Below are 19,211 nucleotides of genomic sequence, written 5' to 3'. Positions count from 1 at the left end.
GAAGCAAGGACAGCAGCCCAGATGCCCCACCGGACCACCCGGACCCACGCCGTCGGCCCGCGCGGCCGCGGCGTCCACCGCCTCGTCGCCGACGCCCTGCGGGCCGCGCAGCCCGGTGACACCGTGGTCGTCGCGCCCGGCCGCTACCAGGAGTCGCTGGAACTGGCCCGCCGGGTCCTCCTGATCGCCGAGCAGGGCCCCGGGACGGTGGTGCTCGCCGCCCCGCCCGGCGGCGCCCCGGCGCTCCGAGTCCTCGGCCCCGACTGCCTGCTCCGGGGCCTCGACCTGGAGGGCGCCGACCCCGGGGACCCGGCCGTCACCGTCACCGCCGGAGCCGGCCTCGTCCTCGACCACTGCACCGTCAGCGGCGGCCGGATCGAGGTCCGCGGGCCCGAGGGCGCCGAGCCGGGGGACTTCCGCGAGGGCGAGGAGGGGACCTCCGCCGTCCTGCTGCGCGACTGCCGTCTCACCGGCGCCCGGCACGCCGCCCTGCGGCTGTCCGGCGGTGCCCGGGTGCGGATCGAGTCCACCACCGTCACCGACGTCGACGGGGTCGGCGCGGTACTCGCGGGCACCGCCCGGCTGGACGTCACCGGCCTGCGCCTGGAGTCCACCACCGGCTCGGGGATCCGGCTGCGCGGGCGCTCCCGGCTGCGGATGACCGAGTCCCGGCTGACCTCGCCCGGCCGCGCCGGGCTGCTGCTGGAGGACACCGCCCACGCCCTGGTCACCACCACCCGGATCGAGACGCCCGGCACCGCCGGCCTCCACCTCGGCGGCGACTCCCACGCCGACCTGATCGACACCCGGGTGCTGCGCCCCGCAGCCAGCGCCCTGGTGCTCCAGGACGCCGCCCGGCTGACCGCCGACGGCTGCACCGTCACCGCCCCGGGCGCCAACGGGCTGCTCGCCACCGGCACGGCGCGCGCCCGGCTCAACGACTGCCGGCTGGAGGACTGCGGGTTCAGCGCGGTCCACCTCGCGGACCGGGCCGAGGCCGCGTTCACCGACTGCCGGGTGCGCCGCGGTGCCGAGCACGGCTTCCACGTGGCGGGCTCGGCCGTGCTGGGCCTCACCGACAGCACCGTCGGCGGGATCGCCCTGACCGGCGTCGCCGTCACCGACGAGGCCCGGGCCACCGTCACCGGCTGCCGGATCGACACCGTGCACACCGGCGTCGCCGTCGCCTCCCCGGCCGGCACCCGGGTCGCCGGCAGCACGGTCGTCGGAGCCGCCCGGGCCGGCCTGGAGGTCTCCGGCGGCGGCCGCGCCGTGCTGACCGGCAACCGGGTCACCGGCTCCGGCGCCGCCGGACTCCTGCTCGACTCCGGCTCCGAGGCCACCGTGGAGGGCGGCTCGGTCGAGGGCGGCAGCGGCTCCGGCGTCGTCGTCTGGACCGGCGCCCGCCCGGTGATCGGCGGTCTGCGGATCGACGGCACCGGCCGCAACGGCGTGTACTTCGCCGAGGGCGCCGGCGGCCTGCTGACCTCCTGCGACCTGGTCGGGACCCGGCTGCCCGCCCTGCACCTGGCGGCCGGCGCCGCGCCGCGGCTGCGCCGCTGCCGGGTACTGGACTGCCCGGCCCCGTTCGGCGGCGACGGGTCGGCGGCCCCCGTCCTGGAGCAGTGCGACGTCGACGGCGTGCCGCTGGCGTTCGCCGGGGCACTCCACCCGCCCGCCGCGCCCGTCCCGCCCGTCCTGCCGGGCCTTCCCGCCGTACCGGCGGTACCCCTCCCGCCCGCCGCGGCACCCGCCGAACTCCCCACGGCGGAGCCCGAGGAGGAGCACCTGGACGACCTGCTGGCGGAACTCGCCACCCTGGTCGGCCTGGACCGGGTCAAGCACGACGTCCAGTCGATGGTGAAGCTGATGCAGGCCGTCCGGCTGCGCGAGGAGGCCGGCCTGCCCGCGCCGCCGCTCAGCCGCCACCTCGTCTTCGCCGGCAACCCCGGCACCGGCAAGACCACCGTCGCCCGCCTCTACGGCCGCCTGCTCAAGGCCCTCGGCCTGCTGCGCCGCGGCCACCTGGTCGAGGTCGACCGCAGCGCGCTGGTCGGCGAGTACGTCGGCCACACCGGCCCGCGCACGGCGGCCGCCTTCAACCGGGCGCTCGGCGGCGTCCTGTTCATCGACGAGGCATACTCGCTGGTCCCCGAGTCCGGCGGCCACGACTTCGGCCTGGAGGCGGTGGCGACCCTGGTCAAGCTGATGGAGGACCACCGCGACGACGTCGTGGTGATCGCCGCCGGCTACCCGGCGGACATGGCCCGCTTCGTCGGCTCCAACCCCGGCCTCTCCTCCCGCTTCACCCGCACCCTGCTGTTCGAGGACTACTCCGCCGCCGACCTGGTGGCCATCGTGGAGCACCAGGCCCGCGAGCACCGCTACGAGCTGACCGGCCCGGCGCGCCTGCGCCTGCTCCACCACTTCGAGACCCTCCCGCGCGGCGCCGGCTTCGGCAACGGCCGCTCGGCCCGTCAGACCTTCCAGGAGATGACCGAACGCCAGGCCCAGCGGATGGCCGAGGCCGTCACCCCCACACCCGATCAGCTCTCCACGCTCGAACCCGCGGACCTTCCCGTCGCCGCCCTCGGCTGAGAGCCGTCCGGGCCCCGGGGTTGATCCCTCCCCTCGGCGCACGCCAGGATCCTGACTCATGAACGAGACCTGGGACATCGTCGACGCCCTCGCGCACCGGCTCGACGCGCACTCCGACCGCACCGACGAGCAGCGCTGGACACTGCAGGCCCTCAAGCTGCAGGAGGAGGCCGGGGAGGTCGCGGAGGCCGTGATCGGCGCCCTCGGGGTCAACCCGAGGAAGGGCTTCTCGCACGACTGGGACGACGTGCGCCGGGAGGCATGCGACGTGGCGCTGTCCGCCCTGGTGATGCTCACCCGGATGGGCGGGGACCCGCGCCGCTTCTTCGAGGAGCACCTCCGCTCGGTGGCCGGCCGCGACCTCCCGGACGCCGCGGCCGACACCGGGGCCGGCACCGCGGCCTGACCACCGGCGGGCGCCCCTCGGTCCGCGTCGAACCCGGGCGCCAGTCCGGGGTTGTTGTCCCTCTGGCGTTCCGGCGAAGCGCCAGTAACATGAGCCGTCCTCATATTTTCGTCCGGGGAGGCTGCCATGACGGACCGCTTCGACCTGCCGGCGGGGTTCCGCTGGGGTGTCGCCACCGCCGCCTACCAGATCGAGGGGGCGGTGGACGAGGACGGCCGCGGCCCCTCGATCTGGGACACCTTCACCGCCCGCCCCGGCACCGTCCGCGACGGGCACACGGGAGCGGTGGCCTGCGACCACTACCACCGCTGGCCCGAGGACATCGCCCTGATGCAGGGCCTCGGCCTCGACGGCTACCGCTTCTCCATCGCCTGGCCCCGGGTCCAGCCCACCGGCGCGGGGCCCGCCAACCCCGCCGGACTCGCCTTCTACGACCGCCTGGTCGACGCGTTGTTGGAGGTGGGCATCACCCCGCTTCCCACCCTCTTCCACTGGGACCTCCCGCAGGCCCTCGAAGACACCGACGGCTGGCTGAGCCGCGACACCTCCTACCGCTTCGCCGACTACACCGCCCTCGTCGCCGACCGCCTCGGCGACCGCGTCCCCGCCTGGATCACCCTCAACGAGCCGTTCGTGCACATGGTCTACGGCTACGCCCTGGGCATCCACGCCCCCGGCCGCACCCTGATGCTCGACGCCCTCCCGGCCGCCCACCACCAACTCCTCGCCCACGGCCTGGCCGCCTCCCTCCTCCACGAGCGCGGCCTCGACGTCCTCGTCTCCAACAACCTCACTCCGGTCGAACCGGCCTCCGCCTCGGCCGCCGACCTCGCCGCCGCCGATGCCTACGACACCCTCCACAACCGCCTGTTCACCGACCCGCTGCTGCTCGGCCGCTACCCCGACCTGACCGCCTTCGGCGCCGGACCCGACCTCCACGGCGCCGTCCGCCCCGGCGACCTCGACCTCATCGCCGCCGCTCCCCTCACGGGCCTCGGCGTCAACTACTACAACCCCACCCGGATCGCGGCGCCCACCGCCCCGGGCCTCCCGTTCGACTTCGCCGAGATCCCCGACGTCCCCCGCACCGCCTTCGGCTGGCCGATCGTCCCCGACGGCCTGCGCGAACTCCTCGTGGGCCTCCACGACCGCTACGGCACGGCCCTCCCACCCGTCACCGTCACCGAGAACGGCTGCTCCACCACCGAGGGCCCCGACGACCCCATTCGTGTCTCCTACCTCGCCACCCATCTCGACGCCCTCGCCACCGCCGTCGCCGAGGGCGTCGACGTCCGCGGCTACTACACCTGGTCGCTGCTCGACAACTTCGAGTGGGCGGAGGGCCTGTTCAGCCAGCGCTTCGGCCTCGTCCACGTCGACTTCGCCACCCAGAAGCGCACCCCGAGGGCCTCCTACGCCTGGTACCGCGACCTGATCGCCGCCCACCGGAAGCGATTCGCTCGGTAGCCAGCTACTGGGGGCTTCCGCCTCCCCGGATGCCTACTTCGATGCCCGCGGTCTCGCCGAGCTCCGGCCGATGAGGGTGTTCAGCACCTTGATCGCGGCAGTCCGGCGCTGGGGCTTCCTCGACCACACGGCCGGGCAGACCACGCCGAAGAAGAACAGCAAGCTGGCGACCAGCGTCGGAGTGGCCGTGATGGCGGCGATGGTCGTGTTGCCCTGGACTCCGGCGACCATTGAGCCTGCGGTGGTGGCCGTCATGGCTGTCGGAGCGAGCCATCGGGCCGAACGCCCGGAGCTGCCGTCATGTGCCGCCTCGGAGTCCTCGCCGGACGCGGGGCCGCGTTTCGGGCTGCTTGCCTGTGGACCTCCCACGGCGGCCGATCCGCGGGTGGCCGTCGCGGTGCGGTCCCCGTCCGCGCTGGACCGGCGCGCGTTGTCGCCCATTCCGTCCCCTTTCGGTAGCTGCCGCACCGTGTGCCGCTGCCCTGTGCGGCGACCGGTGCCCAGTGAAGACGATAGCGCACTTTCTTGGAACAAATTTTGGGAGGTTTTCTTGGGTGAACTTTGGTTGATCTTGGAAATTGATGGGAGGTGCGCTAGGCTCGCCGCATGGCCACAGCAGTGGAGGAACTCGAACAGCGTCTCGCAGTCCTGCGTGCCCAGTTGAGGGAGTCGCGGCGCTCCGGTGATTCGACTGCGAGCGCGCGGATCCGCAAGGAACTGCGTGCGGTCGAGCTGGACTGGGAAGCCGCGCTGGACGAGGAGGAGGCGGCGTCGCTCCCGGGTGCTCCCGTTGCGCCGCCACCCGAGCAGGCCGAGCAGCGGTCTGTCGGCAGGTCGGCCGCCGGGGCCATCCCGGTGCGTGAACAGGTCTACCGGTCGCTGACAGTCCTCGGTGCGCCTGCCTCGCCGAAGTTGATCTCCTCGGTGTACGAGGCGTTCTTCTCCGAGCCACTGGTCGCCACCAAGCTCGCCTCGCTGCGTCGGGACGAGGAGCGTTCTTTCATCACGCAGGGCTACTCCCGTCCCTACTACATCTGCGCAGCGATCAACCACGACCGCCTCACCGCGGCCCGTGGTCTGCTCGCGGTCTCGGTCTGGTCGCTGGAGCAGCGCCTGATCACTCCGCTTGGTGCCCGCACCGACTTCCTGCGGCACGCGATCGGGATGGCTGAGCAGGTCCAGCGGCTCAGGAACACGGGCCACCCGCCGTCCGAGGCGGCATGGAGGCTGCTACGCCGCTTCGCGCTCACGATTCCGGGTGCCTTCAGCGAGGCCCCCCAGCCCGATCCCGAGCGGGTGCTCTCCGCCGCACGAGCCGAGGCAGCGGTTCACCAGAAGGAGGGTGACCGGGAGCGGATCGACGCCGCTCGCCGCGCGCGCGAACAACTCAGTGACGTCCAGCAGCTCTTCGGCGCCAGGGAGCTCCACAACGCCCTCCGCAGTGGGGGCGCCTCCCTGTAGTAGCCGCATCGGAACCTCAGGAGATCGGCGCCACCCCGAAACGAAGAGAGACCATGCCTTCTCGCTCACCCGAGCCGTCAGACCGATTGTCCCAACTGCGCGGCGGGCGGCCGCCGCTGCCGTACACCGCCCGTAAGATCACCGCGCTGACGGCGAATCCGGCCTGCTCCCGGCGGTCTGTCCTGGACGCATCAGGGGTCGACAAGACAACCCTGGTCAGACGATTGGGCTATGAGCCTCGATTCGGGCAGTCGCCGTTCGCCATAGCCCGGGAGGAGGCTTTCAAGTCCACCGTACGGTGGGGCTCCTACGCCGAACTGATCCGGCTGCTGAGGGAGGACCTCGGCGTGCCGGTCGACGAAGCGAAGATCCAGGACCTCGGTGAGGTCGGTGGGATCACCGCGACCGACGTGAGGGAGCGGGAGACCCGTGGCATCATCGAGCGTGTCGCCGCCGGCGATGACGAGCGGTTGATCCTGCAGAGCCCGGTGCTCACCGTGGAAGTGGCCGGTCGGCTCGCCTATCTGGAGCCCGATGTCCTGACCCACCGGATCGACGGCAGGTTCTACGTCGTGGCGATCAGATCGTTTCCCGTGATCGACGGCCAGGCCAGCCCGACGGCTGTCGCTCAGACCGCGAAGCAGGCATCCGTGTACGTACTGGCGCTGCGGCGCTCGTTCGAGGCCGCGGGACTGGATCCGGAGCAGATCGCCGACACCTTCCTGCTGGTCTGCCCCAGGGACTTCTCGAACCGGCCCTGCCTCAGCCGGATCGATCTGCGCCAGGAACTCGCCGCTCTGGAGTTTCAACTGACCCGGCTTCGGCGCGCCGAGGACTTGGCCCGTGCCCTTCCGGTGACGGCAACCCTCGATGTCGACCGCGACCCGGATGTGCTTCGCGAGTCGGTGGAGCAGTTGCCTGCCTCCTACGTACCCGACTGCCTCTCCTTCTGCGAGATGGCCCACCACTGTCGCGACGAGGCCGATACTCACGGATACCCCGCCCGATTGGGCAGCACCGTGCGGAACAGCCTGGCCGGGATCGACTCCACCAGTACGGCCCTCGCCTTTCTCGACGGCGGCCTGCCGCCCGGTCAGGAGAACACCGAGACCGTCGAACTGCTCATTGCCGCTGACCGGTTGTTCCGGCTGCGCGGGAAGGAGGCCGTATGAGCCTGCTCACCACGGTCGCGACACTCCGTGCGACCCAGACCGGCAGGGCCCAGCCCTTGGCCACGGTCCGACACCACCACCTGGACGACCGTCCGTTCGCCCTGGTACCGCTGACGCTCGCCGGGGAGGCATGCGCACCGCTCGCCGCTCTGGTGGGCACCGACCCGGATCATCCGATCCTGCTCACCGTCCGCGGGCCCAGGGACCGTCGCCTGCGGTTCCAGTTCGTGGAGGAGCTGGCCGCCCTGCTCCTGCACTATGTGGAGGAGTGCAAGGCGGAGGTCGAGACCTATACCGTCGGCCGGGGCGAGAAGATGGAGGAGCGTGAGCGGTCCTGCCGCGCGCCCCAACTGCTGGTCCCCAACGGGGAAGGCATTGCCTACGTTCGGCGGCTCGGTCGTCTGACCCGGCTGCGCAGCACCGAGGGGCCGCATGCCGTCCACCCGCACGTGCCGACGCTCGGCAAGTGGCTGACGCGGTTCGCGGAACAGGCGGAGTTCCCAGGGACGAGCACCATGCTCGCCGTGAGCCGGGTGCTCACCGCACACTGGGCGACCGGCCAGAGTTCCGCCGAGGACTCGCACTTGGCGGCCGTGGTCGCCTGGATCGATCCACCGGAGGGCCTTACCGGGGCTGCAGCCGCCCGGGAGACGGAGAACCCGTTGGTCTGGCCGTCGGCCGGACCGGCGACGGAGCCGGGGTTCGACGAGATCCTGGACGATCTCCTCACCCGTTACGCGGAGGCCGAAGGGCGTGTGCGCGAGCGCATTGGCGAGCGCATCGACCGCGCTCTGTTCGAGCAGATGCGGCCGACCTGGGACCTGCTCTGGCGGGGCGTCGGCCTGGCCCGCACCCTGCCCGAGGGGGGCCACGTCGAGAATCGGTGGACTCTCGACCGTCGTCTCTTCTCCGACTACGCGGCCTATCTTGAGGAGCACGGGCACCCTCAGGGGAAGCGCGACCGAGCGGTCGGAGCGGCCCGACGGCTGGCCAGACTGGAGGAAGCGGCCACCCGCTACCAGACCGAGCGGGCCTTCGACGACCCTCTGGTGATGGCGGAGTACGAGCTGACCGGACAGGCGTTCAGCGGAGAGGTCGTTGCGCGGGACGTGGACCGGTTCGAGCCGGGTAGTAGATCCCCGAAGTGGCGTCCGACGATCACCGTGCACAGCGAGCACCCGGTGAGGCTCCCCGTGGGGACCGCCGTGAGGTCGCCCGCCCGGCCGGGGCAACCTGCCAGGGTCATCGACGTCACCCCGCACGACGGGACCCATCTGGTCATCCTTGAGCTATCCGGTGGCTTCGCGAACAAGCGGAAGCCGCCCCCGCCGGATGGCACACTCGCGGACGTCGGCGAGACGGTGACCTATACGGACCTCGACCTCGGCTCGCAACCGGCGAAGCTGCCCGCCGAGGAGCACACCCCATGGACGCACGGAGGCCCGCCGACGCCTTACGAACCGACCGACGAGGATGCCGAGGAGGAGTGGGCGTGAACGACACCACGCTGGCGACGGTTCCGGCCGCGCGCCTACCCGTCGACGACGCGATGGGCCCGGGGAACCGGGCCGACCGCGCGGTGGCCGGCATCCTGGCCGACCTGGACAGGCCCACCGGGCGAGGGGTGGTGGTGGACTCACCACCCGGCGCCGGCAAGTCCACCCTGGTCAAGCGCGCAACCGGGCACCTCACCGGGGCAGGCCACCAGGTGATGATCGTCGCGCAGACCAACGAGCAGGTCGACGACCTGGTAGACAACATCGCACGCGAGTACCCGGACCTGGCGGTGGGGCGCTTGCACAAGAAGGACTTCCTCCTGCCTCGGCGCGTGGCCCGGCACGCCAACGTCGCCGCCGACGAGAAGATCGATCGCCTGGGCGACCTCCCGGTCGTCGTCTCGACGGCCTCCAAGTGGGCACACGTGGACGCGGAGAAGTCCGGAACCTGGCGGTGGGCGATCATCGACGAGGCGTACCAGATGCGGTCGGACCGGCTGCTCGCGGCGGGACCGCTCTTCGACGCACCTGAGTCCCAGGTGCTGTTCGTCGGAGATCCCGGCCAGCTCGATCCGTTCGCGACCGTGGACACCGACCGTTGGCACGGCCTCAGCTGGGATCCGCTGCGCAACGCCGTCGATGTGACGCTCGCCCACGAGCCTGGTCTGCTCCGGCACCAACTGCCGATCTCCTGGCGGCTGCCGGCGATGGCGGCGCCACTGGTGGCGGAGGCGTTCTATCCGCACTACCCCTTCGAGTCCGGGACCACCGCGGCCGACCGCTTGTTGACCTACGGGAGCACACCCCATCGGTCGACGCCGGAGGACCCGGTGCTCGCACAGGCCGCCCGCTCCGGCTGGGGCTACCTCGAACTGCCGGGGCGCCACACCCTCGACCAAGATCCCCAGATGGCCGAGGCACTCGCGGCGACCGCCTGCCGCCTGCTCGAACGTGGCGCGCTCGTCAACGGTGAAGCGCTGACGCAGGGCCGGATCGCCATCGGTGCGGCGCGGACCGTCCAGGTGGACGCCGTGCGCGCCAGGCTGGCGGAACGGGGCCTCACCGAGATCACCGTGGACACCGCCAACCGGCTTCAGGGGCGGGAGTTCGACGTTACCCTGGTCTGGCACCCGCTCTCAGGGCGCCCGGACGCCTCTGCGTTCCACATGGAGACGGGTCGGCTGTGCGTGCTGCTTTCCCGCCATCGGTTCGCCTGCATCGTGGTGGCGCGCGCGGGCATCACCGACCTCCTCGACCGGCACCCCAGAAGCAGTCCGATCCATCTGGACGTCCCGCTCAAGTTTCCGGACGGCTGGCGCGCCCACCAGGTGGTCATGACGCACCTGGAGCGCCCCGAGCACCGGACCAGACTGAACTAGGAACCGGTCGAGGTCGAGCATCTGGCGCGGGAATGCAATTCTGTGCCACCACGTCAAGGGAGGGGAGCCGTTGCGCAGGGTGCCGCCGGAGATGTTCGGGGCACCGTCGACTACTTCACCACCGACGCGAGGATCGACCACCCCGGCGGTCTCTCGCTGGTCAACGACGCGGGCCAGCCGCTCACCCGCGCCGCCCTGACCGAAGCCCTGCGCGGTCGGGGCGAGCTTCACGGATCACCCACCGACTACCGCAACACGGTCCGGCGCACGCTCTTCCCCGGACTGAGTGAGCAACGCTACGACGGCCTGATCACCGCTCTGCTCCAGCTCCGCACCCCCAAACTCTCCGAGCGCCTAAACCCTTCGCTGCTGTCCTCCCTGCTCTCCCGGGCCCTGTCACCGCTCGGCCAGGGAGAGATCACCGAACTGGCCGAGGGCTTCGAGCGCCTCGACCGGCAGCGCGAACACCTGAGGTCCCTGGACGACGAGGTGGCCGCGGCCACCTCGTCGCGACCCAGCAACGCGGCTACGCCCAGCGCGTCCTGCGCGCGGGCGCCGCGGTGCTCATCTCCGCGACGACCGAGATGGACAACCCGACCTGATCGCCGCCCACCGGGCGCTCCGCACAGGGTAGTCGGCCTCCATTCGCGGTCTTCCGGGTCGCGCCCGCGGCGGGAGGGCGCTTCGCTTCCCGGCCTCGTCCCGGCCGGTTCGCCGACATCTCCGGGACCGGCTGCCTATCGTGGTCGGGTGATCTCCCACGTCTGGACGCCTTCCTCGTTCTGGACTCCGCCGCTTCCGCTGCTGCCGGGCAGTGGCGGAACGGAGACCTTCACCCTGGGCCAGTGCCGGGAGCTGACGCGCAGGGGTGTCGACAACCAGGTGGTCACGTTCCGGCTCGGCGGGCAGGACGGCCGGGCGCAGGCACCCGATGTGCGCTTCACCGGCTACCCGACCCCGGAGGATGTCGGCCTGCTGGAGGGCGAGGTGGTTCTGGCGACCGAGCCATTGCGCCTGCCGACCGTCCGGGTGCCGCACGTGATGATGCACAACCTCCCACTGGTCGGCCGGGACCTGGCGTTCTACCGGGACGGCTACGCGGGGCACCGGCTGCTCGCGCCCAGTTCGGCGGCCGCCCGGGGGTGGGCCGCCTTTCTGGGCCTGGATCCGGGCGGGATCGGAGTCGTTCACCCGTTCGCCGGTGCCGAGTTCGCGACGGAGCCGGTGCCGGCACGCGGTGCGGGCCCGGTGCGGGTGCTGTTCGCGGGGCGGCTCGGCCCCGAGAAGGGTGTCTACACGCTGTTCGAGACCTTGCACTCGTTCGCGGAGGACGGGGACTTCGCGTTCACGGTGGTGCTGGCGGGCAGCCAGGACGCCGCTTACACGCTGGTGGAGCCGCTGGTGCGGGCCCATCCGATGATCGAGGTGGTGCCGCCGCGAACCTCCGCGCGGGAGATGGCGCGGCTGCTGGTGACGCAGGACGTGCTCGTGATGCCCAGCCACAGCACGCTGTGGGTGGAGCCGTTCGGCACTCTGTCCGCCGAGGCGCAGCACGCGGGCTGTCGGGTGGTGGCCAGCGACCTGGGCGGCCTGCCCGAGTCCGACTGCGGGGGCCTGGTGCTGTGCCGCCCCGACGACCCGCTCGCGCTGGGCCGGGCGATCCGTCGGGCGGCAGCGCTGGGCCGCCTGACGCCCGCCGCGCGCGGGGCCGCCGCCCGGCACCGCACCGTGGCGCACTCGGTCGACGAACTGCTGGCCGCGTTGCACGGCGGGCTGCCCGCACTCGGCTGAGGTGCGGCCCGGCAGGGACACGCTCATGCACCTGCGGGACCGGGTGGGTGGATGGGTGGGTGGGTGGGTGGTCACTCCGCCCCGCCCGAGCCGCCGCGCGGGGCGGTGACCCGGCGGTAGATCGACCGGATGCCGTCGGTCCACCGCTGGGCGCCGTAGACGCTGGAGGCGTGGTCCAGGCAGGCTTGTCGGCGCGCTGCCGGCGCCGAGGTCAGCACCTCGATCAGCGCCGCCGCGAGCGCGGCCGGGTTCCGCGGCGGCACCAGTACCCCGACGCGCGGGTCGGCGACGCTCCAGCGCAGGCCGCCGACCCGGGTCGCGACCACCGGTGTGCCGCAGGCCATCGATTCCACGGCGACCAGACCGAAGGGCTCGTAGTGCGAGGGCACGGCCGTGACGTCCGCGGCACTGTAGTAGCGGGCGGTGGCCGCGTGCGGGACAGGTCCGCGAAGGTCCACGCCCTCCGTCAGCCCATGGTTTTCGATCAGCGCCGCCAGCGGTCCGGGGCCGGTGCGCCGCCCCGGTGCCTCGCCGCCCACGACGACGAGAACCGCTGCGGGGACCGCCTGCCGTACGAGGGCGAAGGCGGGGACGAGGTCCTCCCAGCCCTTGCGCGCTTCGAGCCGCCCGACGAACAGGACCACCGGCGCGTCGGCCGGCAGGCCCAGTTCGGCGCGGGCGAGGTTCCGGTCCCGTGGGACCAGGACAGCGGTGTCGACCCCGGGCGGCACCAGGTGCAGGGTACGCCTCGGTGTTCCGAACAGCCTCTGCAGATCGGTGAGTTCACCGGGACTGCTGGCCACGACGGCGGCGGCGCGCAGGCCGATGCGGCGTTCGATCCGGTGCCTGGCCGCGAAGTGCTCCCCGGTCTGGTCCGCCGCGCCTGGGCCGATCGCCGCCCGGCGCACGGCCCCCAGGGAGTGGTGGGTGTGCACCAGTGGTACCGGGTGGCGGTCGCCCAGCCGCAGGGCGACGGCGGCGGAGTACCAGTAATGACTGTGCACCACATCGTATCCACCTGCCTCCCGGTGGAGTTCGACGACACCTTCGCAGAACTCGTCGAGCACTTCGCCGAACCGCTCGCGGGGCAGCGGCCCGACCGGTCCGGCCGGCACCCGGACGGTCCGCGCGCCGGGAGCGATCGCCTCCTCCCGGGCCAGCCGCCCGTCCGCCCAGCGGGTGACGACGTCGACCGTGCAGCCGGAGCCGGCCAGTCGTCTCGCCAGTTCCCTGACATAGACATTCTGCCCGCCGCAGAACTCGCCTCCCGGGGTGGCCATCGGGTCGGCGTGGTCGGATATGTGCAGGACACGCATGGAGATACCTCGGCGGGACGGTGCCGGTCGGTTTCGGCAGGTTTCGTTGTGCGGGGCAGGAGCCGGGGTCAGGGCCGGGGCGGCGGGCGAGTCGGGGGGCGCGAAGTCAACTTTCCTCCACCGCGAGCCTTTCAGGATTCGCGGCATCCGGCCACAGGCCCGGCCGCGGACGGGATCCGGAGGGTCGCCGGGTCGACCGGGGCGGCTGTGATTCCCCGATCGGTACTGCCGAAGGCCGCGGTGCTCCCACGGCGGCCGGCGGCCGACGCCCGCAGCGGTGACGGAACCGCGAGCGCCACGGATGTGACATCGGCCACACCGCAGCTGCCGGGCAGTGGCCAACTGGCGCCGAAAGCAGCCGGATCGGCAGGTCAGAGGCATGATCCGAAGCGCCGGCCGACCCGGGGCCGGTCGAACGGGATGGCGGGCCGGGGAGGTTTGACCCTAGCCTGCCCGCCATGTCCCAGAACACGAACACTCCCGGTTTCCCCGGGCAGCCGGCCGCTCCGGCCGGCGACTCCGCCAAGGTGCAGCGCCAGGTGCAGAAGCAGGCCGGCGTCGGACCGGTCTCCGGTGGCGGCGGCACCCTCTTCTCCGAGCCCGTCCTGGTGGTGAACCAGAAGGCCAAGCTGATCGAACTCACCAACGAGTACGCCGTCTTCGACCAGCAGGGTGTCACGCTGGGCTCGGTGGTCCAGATCGGTCAGGGCGCGCTGCGCAAGGTGATCCGCCTGCTCACCTCGCTCGACCAGTACCTCTCCCACAAGCTGGAGATCCGGGACGCGAACGGCGCCCCGGTGCTGGTGCTGACCCGCCCGGCGAAGTTCATCAAGTCGCGGGTGATCGTGCAGCTTCCGAACGGCCAGGAGGTCGGCCAGATCGTTCAGCAGAACGCGATCGGGAAGATCAACTTCGCGCTGGAGGTCGGCGGGCAGAAGATCGGCGCCGTCAAGGCCGAGAACTGGCGGGCCTGGAACTTCTCCATCGTCGACGCGACGGACACCGAGATCGCCCGGATCACCAAGACCTGGGAGGGCCTGGCGAAGACGATGTTCACCACGGCCGACAACTACGTGCTCCAGATCCACCAGCCGCTGGCCGACCCGCTGCTCAGCCTCGTCGTGGCGACCGCGCTGACCGTGGACACCGCGCTGAAGCAGGACGCCCGCGGCCTCGGCTAGTCGCGCCCCGTTTCGCTGTTCGCACCCCACCTCCCCGTCCGGGGGTGGGGTGCGAACGCCGTAAGCGGGCTCAGCCGGGGCGCCGGCGGGTGAACTCCGCGATCTGGCCGCGCCGCAGGGCGTCGAACTTCAGGTCCTCGCGGCCGGGGTCGGGGAGGAGGGCATTGGGCCAGACCAGCGCCAGTTCGTAGCCGAAGTCGGCGAGCCAGTCGAGGCGTTCGGTGAGGATGGCGTCCGGCGCCTGGGTCTTGCGGGACTGTTCGAGCATCGGCCAGAGGTTCTGGGTCCGGCGCATCGGCCCGATCTGGTCCAGGACGACCTTGTCACCACGGGCCGCGGCGTCCCGCTGCGCGATGTCGAGCTCCCCGCTGGTGATGCAGCCGAACTCGCCGAGGAACGGGCGCGGGCCGGTCAGTCCGGAGAGGACCGGCAGGGCGTCCAGGCCCGGGGCGGAGGCGTAGTAGTGGAACTGCGGGCGGGTCACCCTGACGCTGCCGAAGACGTTGGTGATGTCCCGGTAGTAGCGGTGCCCGACGGTGGACGGCAGTCCGGCCGCTTCCACGGCGGCGACGCAGTCCTTCATGAGCGCGATCAGCGCGTCCTGCTTGACGGCCGGGCCGAAGAGGCTGCCCGTGAGCGGACTGACGCACCAGTACGGCTCGTTGACGACGTCCACGGCGTGGACCACCTTGCGGTGCTTCGCGATCGCCGCGACCAGCGGTTTGATCGTGCCGTTGACGAACGTCGCCCGGTAGGTCGGGTCCTCGGCGACGGCCCGCCGGCCACGGCCGTAGTTGAGGTCGGTGGGTGTGGCCGGTCCGGGCGCGAAGTACTTCAGTGACCACTCCTCCGGTCCGTCGAAGAAGCCGAAGTCGAGGAGGACCGGCACGATCCGCAGACCGGCCTTCTCCACCTTGACCAGGAGTTCCTCCACGTCGTCGAGGAACTTCTGGTGGACTCGTTGCGGCGGCTCGAACCGCCAGCGGTTGGCCTCGCGGAAGGCGTTGACGCAGGACACGGTGCCGTCGTAGTTGACGCCGTGGGCCATCAGCCACATCCGCACCACGGTGACGCCGAGGCCGCGCAGCGCGGCCAGGTTCCGGTCCAGGTCGGAGCCGGCCGCCTGCCACGGGTGCGGTTTGCCCTTCTCGTGGATGTTGGGCCCGATGGTGATCGGGTCGTTGCGCATCCAGGGGTAGTTGACCCCGACCTCCATCGCGGCCTCCGCCGGCTCAGCTCATCTGCGGGAGATTGGTGTTGAGTTGGATGTCGGTGCCGGACGAGGGGGTGTACTCGTTCCACTCGGCGATCAGCTCGCCCTTCTCCCCGGGCTGGACGACGGGGACCGGCGTGCCGGTGCCGTCGTGCCGGTGCAGCAGCCGGTCGAGGGTCAGCCGACCGGGGTCGGGAACCGCCACCACCGTGCAGGTCTCCTGGAGGTCGGGGTGACGGGTGGAGTCGATCACGACCGGCGCGCCGGGGGTGAAGCCCCGGCTGGAGGCGACCGGGATGGTGACCGGCAGCGCGGGGTTGACGGGGTTGGGGCCGATGACGGCCGAGCACTCGGTGCTCACGGTGTCCTCGATCCGGACGGAGCCGCGGCCCGGATTGGCCGGCGGGATGCCGGGGTAGTAGTGGTCGTCGTAGGCGGCGATCTCCTGGGCGATGGTCAGGTACGGGTGGTCGGCGGGGATGTCGGCGTCCTTGAAGCCGCCCTCGCAGAAGCGCACCCAGGCGTCCTCCCAGCCCTTGCGGATGGTCAGCACGATCCGCGCGCCGCCGGCCCGCAGGAATGCCTGTCGGGTGGGGTCGGGGTGGCGGATGTGCCGGACGAAGTCCCAGGAGTCGGGCGCGTCCCAGAAGTAGGAGTAGAGGAAGGTCACCACGTTCTCCCACTCCACGGCCTGGTTGACGAACCGGACCAGGTCCTCGTGACGCCTCAGCTTCGCCCAGGCGCCGTCCGGCGGGGTGAGCGCCCCGGGTGCGAACCCGGCGCCGTGCGCGGTGTCCACGCCCGCCGCGCGGAGTGCGTCCACCGCGCCGGGGGCCATGAACTCGTACTCGGTGCCCAGGAGATGGCGGAGCACGCACTTCATGATCTCGTCGTTCTCCTCGCGCCGCAGGGTGAGGGTGTCCACCCCGGCGAGGCGGTCCTCCAGGGCGGAGATCCGGTTGGCGATGTCCTGCTGTTCGGCGAGGTACCTGGTCTGCGCGGCGTCGTGCAGCATGTTCCACACCTGGGACTGCCAGCGGGAGAACAGCTCGGGCGTCCGGGTGGTGGTGATCTTCAGGCCCACCCAGGCGGGCCCGACGTCATGGAGGAAGATCAGCACGTTCTGCTCGCCGGTCCGGCCCTTGAAGGCGTTGTACGGAGGGTCGCTGAGCACCACGGCGTCGTGCAGCGGATCCCCGGAGTCCTTCTCGAAGCCGCTGCCCTCCACGCCGTAGTGCATCCGCTGGTTGTCGGCGAGCATGCCGAGGTGGAACTCGGCCGTGACGGCGGAGACGGCGTAGCCGTCCTCGATCCGGAAGCGCATCGGGTAGAAGTGCCAGCCGCCGCCGGCCGGCACGTTGTCGTTGGGGAAGATCTCCTTGGTGGCCTCCGGCGGGTCCGGCACCTGCACGCCGTGGAGGTCGCCGAGGACGCGGTAGTGCTTGCGGTTCGGCGGGAACCCGGGCACCTGGTCCGCCGGGCGGACGTCGTCGGTGATGTCGTCGTGCGGCAGGTTGAAGACGAAGGGGCCGAGGGCGGCCCGCAGCGCGGCCAGTTCGACGTAGTCCTTGCGGATCGCGGCGGCGGGCTCCGGGACCACGATGTCGTAGGCCGCCCGCAGGCCGTACCGGTAGAGCCGGACCCGCCAGGTCCGCAGCAGGCTGAAGTAGTCGATCCGGACCGCCTGCGTCTGGCTCGGGTTCTTCACCGTCCGGGTGGTGGTCTCCTCGGTGCCGGTGACGGTCAGCGTGGAGATGGTGACCTTGTGCTCCTGCTTGGCGCGCGAGGACGCCTTCTGGGTCAGCCCGGAGGCGTGCTTGCGGCTCTCCGACGCGGAGGTGGAGGAGCTGTCCTGGGTGGTGAACCCGGACGAGGCCGAGCCGTTGATCACCGGAATGCCGCCGGACACGGTACCGGTGATGTTGAACTGGTTGGAGTGCTGCTGCTGGCTGGCGGTGGACTGGGAGAGCTCGGTGTTGTCGGTGACCCCCGTCTCGCTGTAGCTCTCCAGCGAGTCCGTCACGATGGAGGTGAACTCCCGGGAGGTGACCGACCACTCCTTGTGGGTGACGGCCGTCTCCTCCAGCGGGGCCAGCGGGATGGTGGCGATCAGCTCACCGCGCTGGATCCCGGCCGGCGCCATCTCCAGACGCTCCAGGTTGAGCATGCTCAGCCGACTGGAACGGGTGTTGAACACGAGGCTCCGGACGGCGACGACGGCACGGTCGGCGTCCGCCGTCGCCGACTCACCCGCGGCGCGGCGCAGTTGCGCGACCGCGAGGCCGAACGCGACGAGTTCGTCGACCGGCACCGCGGCGAACGGCGCCGGGCCCGCAGGCTCCGCCGCACCCTCCTCGTACCCGGCGAGCAGCCGGGCGAGTTCCCCGTCCGGCGGGCGGTCGGCCGCACGCGCGGCGGCCTCCACCTCGCCGGGACGCAGCGCGAGTCGATGGGCGAAGCCGTGCTTGAGCAACGCCTGGCCACTGGACGGCGGCGTGATGTCCAGCGCCACCAGGGTGGCCTTGGGAATGTGCCGCGAGGCCGGCACCAGCACGGGCGAGGGGTCGGTCCCGGGGGTGGCCGGGGGAGCGGTCGGGATCGGGACGCCGACTCCCGCCACCGGAGCGGCGGACGGCGGGTGGTCGACGGTTGTGGAGGGCTCGGATGCGTGATCGGACATGGTCGTCCTCCCGGACGCGTCGATCTGGCGAGCAGTCAGGAACCAGGTACGCCAACCGTAGGAATCCCGCCCCCACGATGACCAGACCTGCCCTCCACTGTCACCTCATCGAGTGACATCACCCCGGCGCGCCGCCCGCCGCGGCCCCGCCGGGACCCTCGGCGGGCGGTCCGGAGCCGCGGGTGCCCGGGCGTGGGCCCGTCGTTCCGGGTGACGGTGCCGAGGCGCGCCGGTGCGGTGGGCCGATCTCTCCGCAGCAGGGGCGCCCCCCGGTCAGGACGGTCCGGTACAGGCTCCGGAGTTCCGCGCCGGGTCCGGTGCCCAGTTCCTCGGCCAGCCGTCGCCGGACCGCGCCGTACCGCTCCAGCGCCTCCGCGCCCCGGCCGGCCGCGTGCAACGACTGGATCAGCACGCATTCCAGGGGTTCGGCGAGCGGATATTCAACGGTGAGATCGGGCACGGCGGAGATGACCGCGGAGGGACGGCCGAGCCGGAACTCCGCCTGCGCCCACCGGACCAGGGCGTCCAACCGTCGCTGGTGCCAGCTCGCCCGGACCTGCGCGGCCCAGGCGCCCGGGAGACCGGCCAGGGGTTCTCCCCGCCACAGGCCCAGGGCCTCGGCGAGCGTCGCGGCCCTCGCCGCGTCGTCGTTCGGCGGGCTGCCGCCCTGTTCTACGAGCCGACGGAACCGGTGGAGATCGACCAGTTCGGGGTCGATCTCCAGCACGTAGCCGGCGTGTCGGCGCTCCACCCGCGCCGCCGCCCCGCCACCGGGTGCGGTGGTCTGTCTCAGCAGCCCGCGGATCCTGCTGAGATGGGCGTACAGCGCGGTCCGGGGGCCGGCGGGCGGCTCGTGGCCCCAGACCCGGTCGACGAGCGCCTCCATCGAGACCGGTCTTCGGGCGTTGACGACCAGGACCGCGAGAACCACTTGTTGTTGCGGCGTCCCCACGCCGAGCGGCCGGCCCGCCGACCGGACCTCGACCTCGCCCAGCAGCCGGATGTCCACATGTCCCCCCGTACGGTCGACGGCCCGTGCGAAACATCCCCA

General features: G+C 71.9%; 13 protein-coding genes and 1 pseudogene. 9 read left to right on the top strand and 5 right to left on the bottom strand.

Annotation, left to right across the window (positions count from 1 at the left end; genetic code table 11):
* Positions 1-21: 21 nt before the first annotated feature.
* From ACIQ9P_RS37445 to ACIQ9P_RS37435, 3 genes are all read left to right on the top strand, one after another.
* Entirely contained in the window at positions 22-2,598 is a 2,577-nt protein-coding gene (locus ACIQ9P_RS37445) for a right-handed parallel beta-helix repeat-containing protein (RefSeq protein WP_402366418.1), read from the top strand.
* A 58-nt stretch (positions 2,599-2,656) separates the two neighbouring features.
* Positions 2,657-3,004, top strand: coding sequence for a MazG-like family protein (locus tag ACIQ9P_RS37440; RefSeq protein ID WP_402366415.1), 348 nt, complete (start codon positions 2,657-2,659; stop codon positions 3,002-3,004).
* Between the two features lie 126 nt (positions 3,005-3,130).
* Positions 3,131-4,471, top strand: coding sequence for a GH1 family beta-glucosidase (locus ACIQ9P_RS37435; protein WP_402366412.1), 1,341 nt, complete (start codon positions 3,131-3,133; stop codon positions 4,469-4,471).
* Positions 4,472-4,504: 33 nt separating this feature from the next.
* On the opposite strand, the gene ACIQ9P_RS37430 is transcribed toward ACIQ9P_RS37435, so the two are convergent.
* A complete protein-coding gene (locus tag ACIQ9P_RS37430; RefSeq protein WP_402366409.1) occupies positions 4,505-4,726 on the bottom strand; it encodes a hypothetical protein in 222 nt (73 codons plus the stop codon).
* A 351-nt stretch (positions 4,727-5,077) separates the two neighbouring features.
* On the opposite strand from ACIQ9P_RS37430, the gene ACIQ9P_RS37425 reads away from it, so the two are divergent.
* The 5 genes from ACIQ9P_RS37425 (at position 5,078) to ACIQ9P_RS37405 (ending at position 11,770) form a co-directional block, all read left to right on the top strand.
* Complete coding sequence (locus ACIQ9P_RS37425) at positions 5,078-5,932, top strand: hypothetical protein (RefSeq protein ID WP_402366406.1); 855 nt, start codon at positions 5,078-5,080, stop codon at positions 5,930-5,932.
* Positions 5,933-5,985: 53 nt separating this feature from the next.
* Positions 5,986-7,104 (top strand): hypothetical protein, encoded by a 1,119-nt coding sequence (locus ACIQ9P_RS37420; RefSeq protein WP_402366403.1) that lies wholly within the window; start codon positions 5,986-5,988, stop codon positions 7,102-7,104.
* The gene (locus tag ACIQ9P_RS37415; protein WP_402366400.1) at positions 7,101-8,600 is read left to right on the top strand and encodes a hypothetical protein; all 1,500 of its coding nucleotides are present in this window, start codon (positions 7,101-7,103) and stop codon (positions 8,598-8,600) included. Before ACIQ9P_RS37420 ends, ACIQ9P_RS37415 begins: the two co-directional genes overlap by 4 nt.
* A 53-nt stretch (positions 8,601-8,653) precedes the next feature.
* Positions 8,654-9,979, top strand: coding sequence for an AAA family ATPase (locus ACIQ9P_RS37410; RefSeq protein WP_402366459.1), 1,326 nt, complete (start codon positions 8,654-8,656; stop codon positions 9,977-9,979).
* 750 nt (positions 9,980-10,729) lie between these two features.
* Positions 10,730-11,770 carry a glycosyltransferase family 4 protein gene (locus ACIQ9P_RS37405; RefSeq protein ID WP_402366397.1) on the top strand — a complete coding sequence of 347 codons (1,041 nt, stop codon included), beginning with the start codon at positions 10,730-10,732 and terminating at the stop codon, positions 11,768-11,770.
* Between the two features lie 71 nt (positions 11,771-11,841).
* Here the strand turns inward: ACIQ9P_RS37405 and ACIQ9P_RS37400 are convergent, their stop codons facing one another.
* Positions 11,842-13,086 (bottom strand): glycosyltransferase, encoded by a 1,245-nt coding sequence (locus tag ACIQ9P_RS37400; protein WP_402366394.1) that lies wholly within the window; start codon positions 13,084-13,086, stop codon positions 11,842-11,844.
* Positions 13,087-13,565: 479 nt separating this feature from the next.
* On the opposite strand from ACIQ9P_RS37400, the pseudogene ACIQ9P_RS37395 reads away from it, so the two are divergent.
* Positions 13,566-14,267: pseudogene (locus ACIQ9P_RS37395) on the top strand (LURP-one-related/scramblase family protein); the annotation flags it as partial.
* 70 nt (positions 14,268-14,337) lie between these two features.
* Here ACIQ9P_RS37395 and ACIQ9P_RS37390 read toward each other — a convergent pair.
* The 3 genes from ACIQ9P_RS37390 to ACIQ9P_RS37380 all read right to left on the bottom strand — a co-directional run bounded on the left by ACIQ9P_RS37390 (position 14,338) and on the right by ACIQ9P_RS37380 (position 19,169).
* A complete protein-coding gene (locus ACIQ9P_RS37390) occupies positions 14,338-15,483 on the bottom strand; it encodes a hypothetical protein (protein WP_402366391.1) in 1,146 nt (381 codons plus the stop codon).
* Positions 15,484-15,499: 16 nt separating this feature from the next.
* The gene (locus tag ACIQ9P_RS37385) at positions 15,500-18,160 is read right to left on the bottom strand and encodes a hypothetical protein (protein ID WP_402366388.1); all 2,661 of its coding nucleotides are present in this window, start codon (positions 18,158-18,160) and stop codon (positions 15,500-15,502) included.
* A 118-nt stretch (positions 18,161-18,278) separates the two neighbouring features.
* On the bottom strand, positions 18,279-19,169 hold the full coding sequence (locus ACIQ9P_RS37380; RefSeq protein ID WP_402366385.1) for a BTAD domain-containing putative transcriptional regulator: 891 nt from the start codon (positions 19,167-19,169) through the stop codon (positions 18,279-18,281).
* Positions 19,170-19,211: the final 42 nt, after the last annotated feature.

This window comes from Kitasatospora sp. NPDC094019, from assembly GCF_044764505.1.
Taxonomy (GTDB): Bacteria; Actinomycetota; Actinomycetes; order Streptomycetales; family Streptomycetaceae; genus Kitasatospora.
This window is presented reverse-complemented; position numbering and strand designations above follow the sequence as displayed.

Coding starts and splice junctions, on each gene's coding strand:
- ACIQ9P_RS37445 (WP_402366418.1), top strand. CDS start 22: ATGCCCCACCGGACCACCCGGACCCACGCCGTCGGCCCGCGCGGCCGC.
- ACIQ9P_RS37440 (WP_402366415.1), top strand. CDS start 2,657: ATGAACGAGACCTGGGACATCGTCGACGCCCTCGCGCACCGGCTCGAC.
- ACIQ9P_RS37435 (WP_402366412.1), top strand. CDS start 3,131: ATGACGGACCGCTTCGACCTGCCGGCGGGGTTCCGCTGGGGTGTCGCC.
- ACIQ9P_RS37430 (WP_402366409.1), bottom strand. CDS start 4,726: ATGACGGCCACCACCGCAGGCTCAATGGTCGCCGGAGTCCAGGGCAAC.
- ACIQ9P_RS37425 (WP_402366406.1), top strand. CDS start 5,078: ATGGCCACAGCAGTGGAGGAACTCGAACAGCGTCTCGCAGTCCTGCGT.
- ACIQ9P_RS37420 (WP_402366403.1), top strand. CDS start 5,986: ATGCCTTCTCGCTCACCCGAGCCGTCAGACCGATTGTCCCAACTGCGC.
- ACIQ9P_RS37415 (WP_402366400.1), top strand. CDS start 7,101: ATGAGCCTGCTCACCACGGTCGCGACACTCCGTGCGACCCAGACCGGC.
- ACIQ9P_RS37410 (WP_402366459.1), top strand. CDS start 8,654: ATGGGCCCGGGGAACCGGGCCGACCGCGCGGTGGCCGGCATCCTGGCC.
- ACIQ9P_RS37400 (WP_402366394.1), bottom strand. CDS start 13,086: ATGCGTGTCCTGCACATATCCGACCACGCCGACCCGATGGCCACCCCG.
- ACIQ9P_RS37390 (WP_402366391.1), bottom strand. CDS start 15,483: ATGGAGGTCGGGGTCAACTACCCCTGGATGCGCAACGACCCGATCACC.
- ACIQ9P_RS37385 (WP_402366388.1), bottom strand. CDS start 18,160: ATGTCCGATCACGCATCCGAGCCCTCCACAACCGTCGACCACCCGCCG.